Genomic DNA, 13,937 nt, shown 5'->3' with positions numbered 1-13,937 from the left:
TCATCCCCCCTTTTCTTCCTCGGAAATTTGTTCGTGAGCGATCAGAACGACCGTCACATTGTCGTCCCCGCCCGCATCCAGCGCGCTTTGGATCAACTCGTCGGCGGCTTCTTCGAGATCGGAGTGGGTCCTGACCGTTTGTTTGATCGCTTCGGCTTCCACCAATCCGCTCAGTCCGTCGGAACAAATGAGAATAATATCCCCCGGTTTCCAGGAAAACTCGTACAGGTCGACGTCTACTCCCGGCTCCGTACCGAGCGCGCGCGTTACGACATTGCGTCTCGGATGATGAACCGCTTCCTCCAGCGTAATTTGTCCGTGCTTGACCAGTTCATTGACGAGCGAATGATCTTCCGTCAGTTGGGTAATCGAGTCGTGATCGATTTTGTAAGCCCGGCTGTCGCCGATATGTCCGATTAGCAGCAGCTCCTGGGACGCGATCACGGTGACGACCGTCGTGCCCATGCCGTTGTAGTTTTCTTTTTGCGAGGCAAATTCGAATATCGTCTCATTCGCCGTTTCAATCGCTTGACGGAGCGCCTGCTTGCACTCGTCGACCGGCATTCCCCAATGAATCGTCTGCAGCTTCGCCTGAACGATTTCGATGGCCATTTGGCTGGCAACGTCGCCGGCCTGATGCCCTCCCATGCCGTCGGCAACGATCGCCAGAGACAACCCGTTCAGCCCGTCCTGTATGGCGGCGCGGTCCTCGTTCACGATGCGAACCTTGCCGATATCCGTACGGCTTACCATCTTCATCCCGATCTCACCTCATTACTTGCGCTCCATATGCTTGGCCCGAAGCTGCCCGCAGGCCGCAGCGATGTCGCTGCCCTGCTCGCGGCGTATGGTCGCATTGATTTTGCTCTTCTCGAGAATACGCTGGAACGTGAAAATATCGTCCCGGGGAGTCCGTTTGAAATCCCGCTCCGCAACGAAGTTGACGGGAATCAGATTCACATGGCTGAGCGGCATTTCTTTCAGCACGGCGGCCAGTTCCTCGGCATGCTCCGGCTGGTCGTTCACCTCTCCCATCAGCGCATATTCAAACGTGATTCTGCGGCCCGTTTTGGCAATGTAATATTTGCAAGCTTCAATTAAGTCGGCGAACGGAAATCTCCGGTTCACCGGCATCAGCTTGGAACGCAGCTTGTCGTTGGGGGCATGAATCGAAATCGCCAGATTCACCTGCAGGTTCTCGTCGGCGAATTTGTAAATGTTCGGCACGATGCCGCTCGTCGAGACGGTAATGTGCCGCTGCCCGATGTTCAGCCCTTTCGGATGAATCATGTTGCGTAAAAAATTCATCGTCGCCTCATAGTTCTCAAACGGTTCGCCGATTCCCATAATGACGATCGAACTGATGCGCTCCTCTGTTGCGTCCAGCATTTTTTGCGCCTTGACGACCTGCGCCACAATCTCGCCCGGTTTCAAATCCCGCTTCAAACCGCCCAGCGTCGAGGCGCAAAACGTACAGCCTACGCGGCATCCAACCTGCGTCGTGACGCAAATGCTGTTGCCGTAGTTATGCTTCATGACGACCGTCTCGATCGCGTTTTTATCCTCCAGCTCGAACAGGAACTTGACCGTACCGTCCTGCGACTCATATTTGGCGATTTCCGTCAGTGTGACGAACTCGAACTGATCTTTCAGCTTATCGCGGAGCGCCTTCGGCAAATTCGTCATTTCATCGAAGCTGAGCACGCGTTTCACATAGAGCCAGTCAAAAATTTGCCCGGCACGGAACGAGGATTCGCCGTGTTCTTTTACCCAGCTTTGCCACTCATCCCAATTTAAATCATACACAAATGGTTTCATTGTCCTCACAACCTGCTATTTAATTGAATATCCTATCTATTTTAACACAAACATGCTGCGAACACACATCCCCATGCCGGAAGCGGGGCTATCCGCGCTTGTGCAGTCTTGCGATAAAAAATCCGTCGGAATGATACTGCTGCGGATAAATTTGCGCCATTCCCGCCGCCAGCGCGGAAGGCTCCAATGCCGCAAAAGCGCGCTCGGGAAAAGGCGCCGTCGAGAAATCGCCGTGCTCCGCCAAAAACCGGGCAATCCTGTCTTCGTTTTCCGACTTTTCAATCGTGCATGTGCTGTATACCAAAATGCCTCCAGGCTTCAGCAAACGATGGACTTTGTTCAAAATCGCGCCCTGCAGCGCGCAGATGTCGGCGATTTCGGACTCCTGCTTGGCCCACTTTAGGTCGGGCTTGCGGCGGATGACGCCAAAGCCGGAGCAAGGAGCGTCGAGCAAAATGCGGTCGAACGACTCGGCCGGAAAATGGTCCGCCAGCTCCAGAGCGTCCATCACCAGCGTCTTGATGGACGACAGTCCGAGCCGCTGCGCCTGATCCTCGATCAGCTTGCGCTTATGCTCGTGCAAATCGCACGCCCAGATCTCGCCCCGGTCGCGCATGATTTCCGCGATGTGCGCGGTCTTGCCCCCGGGCGCTGCGCAGCAGTCCAGCACGCGCATGCCCGGCTGCGGGTCCAAAGCTTCGGCGACGAGCATCGAGCTCTCGTCCTGGATCGAGAAGTCCCCCCTCGCGAAGCGGGGGTCCAAAGCCATGTTGCCCGCCGCGTGCACGAGAATGCCGGCGGGGGCGAGCGGCGACGCTTCCGCGCGGATGCCGCTCTCCTGCAGCTCACGCAGCAGCTGCTCACGTCCGGCATGCATCGCGTTCGCGCGGATGCTGACGTGCGGCGGCTCATTGTTCGCCGCACAGACCGCTTCCGTCAGCTCGGGGCCGAGCTGGCGGATCCATCTGCGCACGAGCCATTCCGGATGGGAATGTTCGAGCGCTATGCGCTTCGCGTCGCCGAGCCCGGCCGGCAGCGCAAGCTGCTCTTTGCTGCGGAGGACGCTCCGCAGCACGCCGTTGACCATCCCCGAGATGCCTGAATGGCCCCGGCGCTTCGCGATATTGACCGCTTCGCTGACGGCCGCGTGATCGGGAATGCGGTCCAAATACCGCAGCTGATAAAAACTGAGCCGCAGTAAGCATCTTACCCACGGCTCCAGCTTCCCGAGCCCTTTGCTGACAAAGCGCTCCAGGAAAAAATCGATTGTATTTTGCCGTCCGATCGTCCCGTACACAAGCTCTGTCGCCAGCGCCGCGTCCGCACGCTCCAAATGATGCTTCTGCAGCGTCTGATTGAGCAGAAGGTTGCTGTAGGACCGATCTTCTTCGACTCTCGTCAGCACGTCCAGCGCCGCATCGCGGGCGGAATGCCGAACAGCGCTGCTTGAGGCAGCGCTTTGGTTCCGGTGCTTTGAAGTTGACCCTTTGGATGAAACCCGTCCGGAAGAGCCCGACTGCTTGCCGGCAGCCGGCCCGTCCTGCGGGCGGTTATGTTTATCTGTAGACAAATTGGTTACCTCTTTTTGTATATGATACAGTTCCGATGCGAACCGGACTGCGCCGTGTCCGGGCGGATCAACCGCCAAAGACGGTGCCGTCCGCGAGTTTGACGCCCCGGATGAACTGCGCGACATCCATCGGTTTTTTCCCCGACGGCTGAATTTCCGTCAGCCACAACGTGCCGCTGCCGGTCATCACTTCAAGACCGAGCTCGCTGCTTTGCAGCACAGTGCCCGGCCGAGGTGCAGCGCCGCCGACTAACACGGAGCTGCGGCTTGCCGGTACCGGGCCGGTCCCATTCGGATTGGCGCAAGCCCATACTTTCAAGACTTCCCCGTTCCACAGCGTATAAGCGCCCGGGAACGGATTCAGCCCGCGAATCTGGTTGAAAATGTCCGCTGCGGAGCGCGACCAGTCGATCAGCTCGTCCTCCCTGCGGATGTTCGGCGAGTAAACGGCATCCGCCTCGTTTTGCGGAACCGCTTCGATGCGACCTGCCAGCAAATCCGGCAGCGTGCGCTTCAGCAGTTCGGCTCCGGCCGCACTCAGCTTCTCGAACATCGTTCCCGTCGTGTCGGTACCCTCGATCGGCACCTCCACTTTGCTGATCATATCGCCCGTGTCGAGACCTTCGGCCATATACATGATCGTGACGCCGGTCACCCGCTCGCCCCGCAGGATCGCATGATGAATCGGCGCTCCGCCACGGTATTTGGGCAGCAGCGAAGCATGGATGTTGATGCACCCGTGCTTCGGCAGCTGCAAAACGGATTTCGGCAAAATTTGCCCGTATGCCGCCGTCACGATCAAGTCCGGCGCCAATTGGCGCAGCGCCTCCACCGAATCGGCCTGGCGCAGCTTTTCAGGTTGAAGCACCGGAATGCCGCGCTTTTCCGCCTCCACCTTCACGGGCGGCGGTGTCAGCACGCGCTTGCGCCCTTTCGGACGGTCAGGCTGCGTCACGACCGCCGTCACGCCGTAGCCTTCGTCCAGCAGCGCTTGCAGGGACGTCACGGCAAAGTCGGGCGTACCCATGAAAATGATGTTCACTTGGAATCTTCCTCTTCTTCGCTCGTATACGTTTTGATCGCGAGATCGGTAAACAGCACGCCGTTCAAATGGTCGATTTCATGCATAATGCAGCGCGCCAGCAGCTCGGTGCCTTCCACGACGATTTCGTTGCCGTTGCGATCCTGGCCCTTCGCCTTAACGTTCAAAGGCCGGCTTACATCGCCGCGCAGGCCGGGTATGCTGAGGCAGCCTTCGGGACCGGTTTGCTCGCCGCTCGAATCGATGACCTCGGGATTGACCATCTCGATCAATCCGCCGTGCTCTTCGCCGCAGTCCATTACGATAACGCGTTTCAAAATGCCGATTTGCGGCGCAGCCAGGCCGACGCCTTCCGCTTCGTACATCGTATCGGCCATATCGTCGAGCAATTTATGCAGATTGGAATTGAATTTCGTAACGGTAACGGCTTTCTCCCGCAGTACCGGATCCGGATCTTTTACAATAATTTTAATAGCCATTAAGTCCACCCACCTCTGAAGTCTTCGATCTCATTACATCAAATATTGCGGATCCACGTCGACGCTGATCTGCAGCTTTTCCTTCGCGGACCGCTCCTCAAACCAGGCGACCGCCCGGCCTACCAGCTCGGAAGCCTGAGCGTCCCCCCGATATTTTACCACGCATTGGAACCGATATCTATCCTTGATTCGGGAAATAGGCGAGGCGACAGGCCCTAACACGTCCATGGCAAAAGGTTCCCCGTCTGCTGCCGCCGCTGCCGTAAACAAATCCGCGGGCTGCACGGAGTGCTCCGCTACAAGCTCTTTCAGGCGCGTGACAAAAGCTTCGGCCGACTTCACCAGCAGCGGCAGCTCCTCATGGGAAAACGTGACCAGAATAAGCCGTTGGAACGGCGGATAGCCCAAATTCGCGCGGATGTCCAGCTCATGGCCGGCAAATCCGGCAAAATCGTGCCTGCTCGCGCACTGCACGCTGTAATGCTCCGGTGTATACGTTTGGACAAACACTTCGCCCAGCTTTTCGTGCCTTCCGGCCCGTCCGGCCACCTGCGTCAGCAGTTGAAACGTCCGTTCCGCCGAGCGGAAATCAGGCAAATTCAGCACCGTATCCGCCGCAATGACGCCGACCAGCGTCACGTCGGGAAAATCAAGCCCTTTCGCCACCATCTGCGTGCCGAGCAGCACATCGGCCTGCTTCTCGCCGAACATGGTCAGCCACTTTTCGTGCGAACCTTTTTCCGTCGTCGTGTCCACGTCCATCCGGATCACCCGGATGCCGGGAAACAGCTTTCCGAGCTCCTCTTCGACGCGCTGCGTGCCTGTGCCGAAATGCCGGATGTGCTCCGAATTGCAGCTCGGACACTGCGAAACTTCCCGCTCCGCATAGCCGCAGTAATGACAGCGCAGCATGCGGGAGCTTTGATGATACGTTAGCGATATATCGCAGTGCGGGCACGTCGAGACGAAACCGCAGGTGCGGCACATCACAAACGTTGCGTACCCCCGGCGGTTCAACAGCAAAACCGTCTGTTCTTTCTTGTGTAACCGTTCTTCTATCGCTTTATACAACGATTTGCTGAACATGGAGCGATTTCCGCCCTTCAGTTCCTCGCGCATGTCAACGATATGCACTTTGGGCATCGGCCTGCCAGCGACTCGTTCCTGCATCAGAAGCAGCTTGTAAGCAGACTTCTCCTCGGCCTCGCGGGAGCCTCTCGTTCTTTGAACGCTTTCCAGCGACGGCGTAGCCGAACCGAGGACGACGGCCGCCTGATGCTGCAGCGCTCTCTGCACGGCAATTTCCCGGGCATGATACCGCGGGCTCTCTTCCTGCTTGTACGAAGATTCGTGTTCCTCATCTATAATAATAAGTCCGATACGGGTAAAAGGAGCGAAAATCGCCGAGCGCGCCCCGATCACCACTTTGACCTGCTTGCGCGTAATTTTGCGCCATTCGTCGTAGCGCTCTCCATCCGACAAGCGGCTGTGCAGAACGGCCACCAGATCGCCGAACCGGCCCTTGAAACGCTCTACCATTTGCGGGGTCAGCGAAATCTCGGGAACGAGCACGATCGCTTCGCGGCCCTGATCGAGGCATTCCTGAATGGACTGCAAATAAACTTCCGTCTTTCCGCTGCCGGTGACGCCTTGCAGCAGGAACACTTCATGCCTGCTATCCGCGACGCTGCTCCGGATTTCGGCAAAAACGCGGCTCTGCTCCGCGGTCAGCGGGAGCGGCTTCGTCCGCGCAAAATGGCGGCCCGCATACGGGTCCCGCAGCACTTCCACTTCCCGAAGCTCAAAAAGCCCTTTGTCGGCCAAGCTTTTTACCGTTCCGGCGCCGACCTGCAGCGTCTCCATCAGCACCGCAAGCCGAACCGGATCCGGGTGATCGATCAAAAAGCGCAGCACTTCTTTTTGCTTGCCCGCCCTTGCCGGCAGCCCGGTTAAAGCGGCTTCCATACCGGATACGTCAGCCGGAGGAAAAACCGTCAGCGCTTTTTTCGCGGACATGCGGTCTTTGACGATTTGTACCTCCGACAGCACGCCGGCGGCCAGCAGCTGCTTGACAAGCAAACCGTCGTTCGGAAAACGCTCCATCAGCGATTCCATCGCAACGGTTTCCTTGGATTTGACAAAATGAACGATTTCCTGCAAATCCGGCAAGTCCAGCAGCATCTGCTCCGCCGCTTTCTCCCCGAGCCGAATTCCGCGTTCATATTTCGCTTTTAAAGCGCCGGGCAGCATCGCCTGCAGCGCCGTAATCTCGTGGCACAAGTACGTGCGGCTGATCCATCTGCCAAGTCCGACAAGCTCTTCCGTCAACGGCGGGACGACATCCAGCACGGTCTGAATCGGCTTCAGCCGCTTCGCTTCCAGCTTGGTTTCCTCCTGCATCTCGACGACGAATCCTTGCAGCACCCGCGGTCCGAACGGCACGCCGACCCGGCTTCCTACTTCCACCCATTTGCGCAATGGTTCCGGCACTTCATAGTCGAATGTCCGGTTCGTCTGCTTGGCCGGAACATCAACGATGACTTTTGCGTACATCCAAACTCCCCTTTACGGCCTCGGGCTGTCAGGCGCTTGCGGCAGACGGGCCGCCGCAAGCTCCAGCAGCCTGCGCGCAACCTCAGCCTTGCTAAGCAGCGGCAGTGCCTCGACGAGCCCGTTCCGGTCAAATATACGCACCACATTGGTATCGGAGCCAAATCCCGCCCCGTCCTGCGAAACGTCGTTGCCGACGATCAGGTCGCAGTTTTTGCGGATCAGCTTGTCCATCGCATGCTCGTCCAGACGCTCTGTTTCCGCAGCAAAGCCGACCACGACCTGACCTCGCTTAAGCTCGCCGATCTCCTGCAAAATGTCGGGATTTTTGACCATTTCCAACGTGAACGTATCCGCTTTTTTCTTGATCTTCTGCGCGGCAACCTCGGCCGGACGGTAATCGGCGACGGCCGCCGCCTTAATCACGAGCTCCTGCCGGTCCAAACGCGACATCACCGCTTCCCTCATATCCAGCGCGGATTGAGTCCGGATCGCCGTCACGCCTTGCGGCTCCGGCAGTGCGGTCGGACCTGTGACAAGCGTCACAACCGCTCCCATACGCGCCGCTTCCTCGGCGATGGCGTACCCCATTTTGCCTGACGAATCATTCGTAATGTAGCGCACAGGATCGATGCGTTCCACCGTGCCTCCCGCGGTGACCAGCACATGCTTTCCTTGCAGCAGGCCTCTGCCGGCAAAATGCCGTTCAACCGCGGCGACAATTTCCTCCGGCTCCGCGAGCCGCCCTTTGCCGACGTAGCCGCAGGCCAGCTGCCCTTCTCCCGGCTCGATGAAGCGTACGCCGCGGCGGCGCAGCGTATCCATATTGTGCTGTACCGCAGCATTGGCGTACATGTGCACATTCATCGCCGGCGCCACCCAGATCGGGGCCATGGTCGCCAGCAGCGTCGTGCTCAGCATATCGTCCCCAAGGCCAAGCGCCAGCTTGCCGATCATGTTCGCCGTAGCGGGGGCGATCAGAAACAGGTCCGCGCTGTCCGCCAAATCGATGTGCGAAACGACGGACGCGTCCTTCTCGTCAAACGTATCGGCAAACACATGATGCCGCGACAGCGTCTGGAACGTAAGCGGCGCTACGAAACGGGTTGCGGATTCCGTCATAATGACGCGCACTTTGGCGCCCGCCTGCGTCAGTTTGCTCGTTAAAGCAGCGGCTTTGTAAGCGGCGATCCCCCCGCATACCCCCAGCACGATTGTTTTACCCTGCAGCACGCTCATGGAGCATCCTCCTTCGGTGAGAAAAAAATAACAACCGCGAGGGTTGTCGGATGAAGCATTATTTCACGATTTCTTTGGTCTGGATTTTCTCGTAAGAGATGTAATCCCCGTACAATTCTTCCAAAGCAAGCCCGACATTTTTGTGAGATTTTTGCGATCTCAAATCGGTTTTTGCGCCGTCGCGCAGCAATCTGGCTCTTTTGGCCGCTGCCACAACCAGCGAATATTTGCTGTCCACTTTATCAAGAAGCTTATCGATTGAAGGATATAACATATGCTAATTCACCTCGCCGATCCATTGAATGATTTTCGGAAACATCCGGTCCTTTTTGCAATGTTCCGCCAAAAGAATCGATTGAATCTTGGAGCATGCCGTTTCCACGCGGTCGTTGACGATGGCATAGTCATAATGCTCCATCAAACGAATTTCATCCACGGCGACGGACATCCGGTTGCGAATGACTTCATCGGTCTCCGTGCCGCGCGTGACGATGCGGTTTTGCAGCTCATCCAGCGACGGCGGAAGCAAGAAAATAAACACGCCCTCGGGAAACTTCTGCTTGACCTGCAGCGCGCCCTGGACTTCAATCTCCAGAATGACGTCCTGGCCCGAACGCAGCGTATCCTCCACGAAACGTCTTGGAGTTCCGTAAAAGTTGCCTACGTATTCGGCCCATTCCAGCACTTCGTCTGTATCTATAAGCTGCTGGAATTGTTCCCTCGTCTTGAAAAAATAATTCACGCCCTCGACCTCTCCCTGACGGGGAGCCCGGGTCGTTGCGGAAACCGAATATACAATTTCCGGCGACAGCTTGCGCAGCGAAGCGCAAACCGTCCCTTTGCCGACGCCGGAAGGGCCGGACAACACGATCAAAATACCTCTCTCGCGTTCGAGCGTATTCGTATTACTCGTCATGATCATCGTCCTTGTTGGAAAGTCGATGCGCTACCGTTTCAGGTTGTACCGCCGACAAGATGACATGGTCGCTGTCGGTGATAATAACGGCACGGGTTCTTCGGCCATATGTGGCGTCAATCAGCATGTGGCGGTCGCGCGCCTCCTGAATGATCCTCTTGATCGGCGCCGACTCGGGGCTGACGATCGAGATGATACGGTTCGCTGATACGATGTTCCCGAACCCGATATTGATTAATTTGATAGCCATTCAACTTCCTCCTCGCGAAGCGCATGAACGCTTCACTCGATATTCTGTGCTTGTTCCCGCATTTTTTCCAATTCGGCTTTCATCTCGATCACCCGGGCCGTCAGCTCGGAATGATTCGCCTTGGAACCGATCGTATTCACTTCGCGATTCATTTCCTGAATCAAAAAGTCGAGCTTGCGGCCTACCGGCTCCTCGGAACCCAGCAGTCCGTCAACCTGGACGAAATGACTTTGCAGCCTCGTCAGTTCTTCATCCACATTGGAACGGTCGGCAAACATGGCGATTTCCGTCGCCAGGCGCTGCTCGTCAACGTGCGGAAGATCTTGCATAAGCGATTGAATCCGGCCGCTTAGCCGGGCCGCGTAATCCTGCACGACCCGCGGAGCGAACGCCTGCAGCTCCGAGTGAAGCTTCCGCAGCTCGGACAGCCGCTCGCCAATGTCCCGCGCCAGCATCGCGCCTTCCTGCCGGCGCATGTCGGACAGCCGGGCTGCCGCCTCCTGTAAGCAGGTGCACAGCTCCTGTTCGAACGATTCGTCAGGCTCGGCGCGCTCTTCTTTCATCTGCACGAGATCGGGAAGCCGCAGCAAATCTTGCAGCGAAACCTGATCCGTGTAGCCGAAGCGCTGCTTCAATTGTTCGGCGGCCTGCAAATAAGCGTCCGCCAAAGCGAAATCCACAGTCACATGTTTCGTAAAAACAGTTTCTTTCTCTGCAGTTACAAAGACGTCAACCCGTCCCCGTTTGATCGTTTGCAGCACGGTTTTCTTAAGCGAATCTTCAAAGCAGACCCATTCTTTGGGCATCCGGATCGCTACTTCGCAGTACCGGTGGTTGACCGACTTGATATCGATAAACACCTTGTAGCCGGCAAAAGAGCGGTTCGCTTGTCCGAACCCGGTCATGCTGCAAATCATCCTGATCACATCCATTACCCTATTTTAATTCATTTTGAAAGTGGGTACAAGTGGAAATCACGGCGATTCGACTTTTCCCAAACATAGTTCGTCAGCTGGACGCTCATTTCGTAAAGGAGGAAAGGCGTCATGAGATAAATGCCGTTAAAATGCTGCATGGCCGCGTCAAGCAGTTCCTTGGCGATTTCGACGCCCATCGTTCTCCCTGCTTCGCCCTCCAGTCCGGACATCCGCGCACGCACGGATTCGGAAAGCTGGATGCCGGGCACTTCATTATGCAAATACTCCGCATTGCGCCCGCTCGCCAGCGGCATCACGCCGATGAAGATCGGAACCTGCAAATGCTTCGTAGCGTCATAAATTTGCTCAATCAGCTTGGCGTCGTAGACGGGCTGCGTCATAATGTAGTCCGCCCCCGCCTCTATTTTGCGCTCCAGCCGTTTGACCGCCTTGTCCAAATGCTTCACATTCGGATTGAATGCCGCGCCGATCACGAAATTCGCCTTTTTCTTCAGCGGCTTGCCGGAGAAGGCGATGCCTTCGTTGAGCTGCTTGATCATGCGGATGATCTCAAACGAAGTGAGATCGTACACCGAGCTGGACCCGGGCAGATCGCCGAATTTGGCGGGATCGCCGGTCACGGCCAGCACATGGTCGATGCCGAGCGCGTGCAGGCCCATGAGATGGGACTGCGTCCCGATCATGTTGCGGTCGCGGCACGCGATATGGATGAGCGGACGCGCGCCCAGCTTGTCCTGCACGAGATAGCCGAGCGCGAGGTTGCTCATGCGCGTCACGGCCAGCGAATTGTCGGCCATCGTAATGGCGTCGACGTGAGCCTCCTGCAGGGCCTTTGAGCCCTGCAGGAATTTATCGATGTCGAGATCCCGCGGGGGATCCAGCTCGACGATGACGGTTTTGCGCTGCCTGACGTTGTCCAGCAGCGTCGGCTTTGCCGCCGGCGGCGCAGCGGCCGGCTCTTGAACGCGCACGGCCGGAGCGTGCGCGTGGGCGGCGCCGGGCGCCGCCGGGACGTAGCCGCTGAGCGCCTTGGCGACAGCGGCGATATGCTCCGGCGTCGTGCCGCAGCAGCCGCCGATCAGGCGCGCGCCGAGATCGGCGAAGCGCAGCGCGCTCTCGGCGAAGTACTCGGGCGTCGCCGCAAACGAGTACTTCCCGTCGACGTAGTCGGGAAGCCCCGCGTTCGGGAACGCGGAGAACGGCACGCCGGCCAGCGGCGTCAGCTTCTCCATCGTGCGGAGAATGCCGTTCGGGCCGACGCGGCAGTTGAAGCCGATGCAATCGGCGCCGGCGTCGCGCAGCCGCTCGAACGCCTCCTGCAGCGGAACGCCGTCAGCCGTGCTGCCGGTGCCTTCGGTCGCGAACTGGCAGATGACCGGCAGCTCGCTCATGCTGCGGATAATGCCGAGCGCCAGCTGCAGCTCTTCCAGGTCGAAAAACGTCTCCAGCAGGAGTCCGTCTACGGGCGAATCGAGGAGCACGCCGATCTGCTCGCGGAGCGACGCTTCCATATCGGCCGTGCGGACGTTTTTCTTTTTGCCAGCGCGGATCGAGCCGATCGCTCCGACTACGTAGGCATCGCTGCCGACCGCTTGCCGGGCAAGCGCAACGCCGGCGCGGTTGATCGCTTCCACTTCGCCTTCCAGGCCGTATTTGGACAGCTTTTCACGATTGGCGGAAAACGTATTCGTCTCGATAAGCCGGGCGCCGGCCTCAAAATAGCGTCGGTGCACGCCTTCAATCGTTTCCGGCCGCAGCAAATTCAATTCCTCGTAAGAAATGCCGACAGGAAACCCCATCTGATATAAATAAGTCCCCATAGCGCCGTCGCCGGTAATAATATCCCGCTGCAGCGCCGTACGAAGATCCGTTTTCATCGCAACTCCCCATTTACTATCAAAATGTAACCGACAAAGTCCCTTCGTATACCTCTTCGGCAGGCCCCGTCATATAAACGTGATTATCCGCTTCGTTCCATTCGATGAACAGTTCTCCGCCTTTCAAAGAAACGGTCCCCTGACGGTCCGTCAAACCGTTCAAAACGGAGGAAACGAGCACCGCGCAAGCTCCCGTGCCGCATGCGAGCGTCGGGCCCGCGCCGCGTTCCCAGACACGCATGTCCGCGTAATCGCGGGTTTTGACCGTTGTGAATTCCACATTGATTTTGCGCGGGAACATCGGATGCACTTCCAGCTTCGGCCCCCAGACGGCCAGATCGAAGTTGACCGCGTCATCCACGTAGATGACACAGTGCGGGTTGCCCATCGAAACGGCGGTAAAACGGAACTCGCGTCCGTCAACCTCAATCGGGAAGTCGATAACCTCCGCCTGATCCACCGTCGTCGGCACCTGAAGGCCGTTCAAAATCGGCTGGCCCATGTCCACGCGGACGGAAACAACCTTGCCGTCGTTCACGTTAAGCTGCACTTTTTGCACGCCCGCGCCCAAAGTTTCCACCGTGATTTCTTCGCTATCGGCCATGCCGTGATCGTACACATATTTGGATACGCAGCGGATCGCGTTGCCGCACTGCTCGGCTTCGGAACCGTCGGCGTTGATGATGCGCATTTGAAAATCGGCTTTATCCGACGGCAGGATATACACCAGACCGTCTGCGCCGATGCCGAAAAAACGATTGCACTGCTTGATCGCAAGCTGGCTGGCGTTATCGGGAAGCTTTTGCTCGCCAGCTATAATGATAAAATCGTTGCCCAAACCATGCATTTTCGTAAAATTTGTTGTCATTTGGCGCTCCTGTACCTCTTTTAGCCAATATCATAGCGCAAATCCGCAAAAATGCATAGTGCAAGCTGAAAAACCTGCGCCCTGGACTAAGAAACGGATGCACGGATGGGCCGACCGTTCCTCCTCAGCCCGAATGCCGAACGGTACGTGTCCGCGCTTCAAGGCACCTTCGTTTTCTGATATAGGCCGGTTGACCCAAAAAACCTGCAAAAGTACAGGCTTTTGCCAAGAAAATGACTCATTTTGGCGAAAAGCCTGCGATTGTGCAGGAATTTTTGATGAATATGCACTAGCTTTGCAACAAACCTGACATGAAAAATTTTGTTTCAAAATGTTCCTAAAATTGTATTTTATTGATACTTTTATCTGGTGGATCATTAAAAAATCTCC

Annotated in this window: 14 protein-coding genes; all 14 read right to left on the bottom strand. The window is 57.2% G+C overall.

All coding sequences use genetic code 11. The features are described from left to right. Complete coding sequence (locus AC6RNO_RS28580) at window positions 1-759, bottom strand: Stp1/IreP family PP2C-type Ser/Thr phosphatase (RefSeq protein ID WP_474686590.1); 759 nt, start codon at window positions 757-759, stop codon at window positions 1-3. A 15-nt stretch (window positions 760-774) separates the two neighbouring features. Next, window positions 775-1,818, bottom strand: a complete 1,044-nt coding sequence (rlmN, locus tag AC6RNO_RS28575) for a dual-specificity RNA methyltransferase RlmN (protein ID WP_488437919.1) — start codon at window positions 1,816-1,818, stop codon at window positions 775-777. Window positions 1,819-1,906: 88 nt separating this feature from the next. After that, on the bottom strand, window positions 1,907-3,514 hold the full coding sequence (gene rsmB / locus AC6RNO_RS28570; protein WP_497107565.1) for a 16S rRNA (cytosine(967)-C(5))-methyltransferase RsmB: 1,608 nt from the start codon (window positions 3,512-3,514) through the stop codon (window positions 1,907-1,909). Continuing rightward, window positions 3,456-4,430, bottom strand: a complete 975-nt coding sequence (gene fmt, locus AC6RNO_RS28565; RefSeq protein WP_497107564.1) for a methionyl-tRNA formyltransferase — start codon at window positions 4,428-4,430, stop codon at window positions 3,456-3,458. Before fmt ends, rsmB begins: the two co-directional genes overlap by 59 nt. Beyond that, complete coding sequence (gene def / locus AC6RNO_RS28560) at window positions 4,427-4,909, bottom strand: peptide deformylase (protein WP_474686586.1); 483 nt, start codon at window positions 4,907-4,909, stop codon at window positions 4,427-4,429. Before def ends, fmt begins: the two co-directional genes overlap by 4 nt. 33 nt (window positions 4,910-4,942) lie before the next feature. Next, window positions 4,943-7,462, bottom strand: a complete 2,520-nt coding sequence (gene priA / locus AC6RNO_RS28555; protein ID WP_474686585.1) for a primosomal protein N' — start codon at window positions 7,460-7,462, stop codon at window positions 4,943-4,945. A gap of 12 nt (window positions 7,463-7,474) precedes the next feature. Next, a complete protein-coding gene (gene coaBC / locus AC6RNO_RS28550; protein WP_488437957.1) occupies window positions 7,475-8,692 on the bottom strand; it encodes a bifunctional phosphopantothenoylcysteine decarboxylase/phosphopantothenate--cysteine ligase CoaBC in 1,218 nt (405 codons plus the stop codon). Window positions 8,693-8,756: 64 nt separating this feature from the next. Continuing rightward, window positions 8,757-8,972 (bottom strand): DNA-directed RNA polymerase subunit omega, encoded by a 216-nt coding sequence (rpoZ, locus tag AC6RNO_RS28545; protein WP_474686584.1) that lies wholly within the window; start codon window positions 8,970-8,972, stop codon window positions 8,757-8,759. A 3-nt stretch (window positions 8,973-8,975) separates the two neighbouring features. Then, on the bottom strand, window positions 8,976-9,614 hold the full coding sequence (gmk, locus tag AC6RNO_RS28540) for a guanylate kinase (RefSeq protein ID WP_488437923.1): 639 nt from the start codon (window positions 9,612-9,614) through the stop codon (window positions 8,976-8,978). Then, a complete protein-coding gene (remA, locus tag AC6RNO_RS28535) occupies window positions 9,604-9,864 on the bottom strand; it encodes an extracellular matrix/biofilm regulator RemA (RefSeq protein ID WP_009672664.1) in 261 nt (86 codons plus the stop codon). Before remA ends, gmk begins: the two co-directional genes overlap by 11 nt. A 32-nt stretch (window positions 9,865-9,896) precedes the next feature. Next, a complete protein-coding gene (locus tag AC6RNO_RS28530) occupies window positions 9,897-10,781 on the bottom strand; it encodes a YicC/YloC family endoribonuclease (protein ID WP_497107563.1) in 885 nt (294 codons plus the stop codon). A 29-nt stretch (window positions 10,782-10,810) separates the two neighbouring features. Then, the gene (locus tag AC6RNO_RS28525) at window positions 10,811-12,679 is read right to left on the bottom strand and encodes a bifunctional homocysteine S-methyltransferase/methylenetetrahydrofolate reductase (protein ID WP_497107562.1); all 1,869 of its coding nucleotides are present in this window, start codon (window positions 12,677-12,679) and stop codon (window positions 10,811-10,813) included. 19 nt (window positions 12,680-12,698) lie between these two features. After that, window positions 12,699-13,547: a diaminopimelate epimerase gene (dapF, locus tag AC6RNO_RS28520; RefSeq protein WP_474684978.1), complete on the bottom strand. Its 849-nt coding sequence runs from the start codon at window positions 13,545-13,547 to the stop codon at window positions 12,699-12,701. Window positions 13,548-13,577: 30 nt separating this feature from the next. After that, the coding region (locus AC6RNO_RS28515) for a hypothetical protein (RefSeq protein ID WP_497107561.1) at window positions 13,578-13,937 on the bottom strand (360 nt) is incomplete at its 5' end.

Source organism: Paenibacillus sp. sgz302190, assembly GCF_059820445.1.
This window is presented reverse-complemented; position numbering and strand designations above follow the sequence as displayed.

Coding starts and splice junctions, on each gene's coding strand:
- rpoZ (WP_474686584.1), bottom strand. CDS start 8,972: ATGTTATATCCTTCAATCGATAAGCTTCTTGATAAAGTGGACAGCAAA.
- priA (WP_474686585.1), bottom strand. CDS start 7,462: ATGTACGCAAAAGTCATCGTTGATGTTCCGGCCAAGCAGACGAACCGG.
- AC6RNO_RS28525 (WP_497107562.1), bottom strand. CDS start 12,679: ATGAAAACGGATCTTCGTACGGCGCTGCAGCGGGATATTATTACCGGC.
- rlmN (WP_488437919.1), bottom strand. CDS start 1,818: ATGAAACCATTTGTGTATGATTTAAATTGGGATGAGTGGCAAAGCTGG.
- rsmB (WP_497107565.1), bottom strand. CDS start 3,514: ATGTCGCGCAGTTCATCCGGGGCGTCAAACTCGCGGACGGCACCGTCT.
- gmk (WP_488437923.1), bottom strand. CDS start 9,614: ATGACGAGTAATACGAATACGCTCGAACGCGAGAGAGGTATTTTGATC.
- remA (WP_009672664.1), bottom strand. CDS start 9,864: ATGGCTATCAAATTAATCAATATCGGGTTCGGGAACATCGTATCAGCG.
- AC6RNO_RS28580 (WP_474686590.1), bottom strand. CDS start 759: ATGAAGATGGTAAGCCGTACGGATATCGGCAAGGTTCGCATCGTGAAC.
- AC6RNO_RS28530 (WP_497107563.1), bottom strand. CDS start 10,781: ATGATTTGCAGCATGACCGGGTTCGGACAAGCGAACCGCTCTTTTGCC.
- def (WP_474686586.1), bottom strand. CDS start 4,909: ATGGCTATTAAAATTATTGTAAAAGATCCGGATCCGGTACTGCGGGAG.
- dapF (WP_474684978.1), bottom strand. CDS start 13,547: ATGACAACAAATTTTACGAAAATGCATGGTTTGGGCAACGATTTTATC.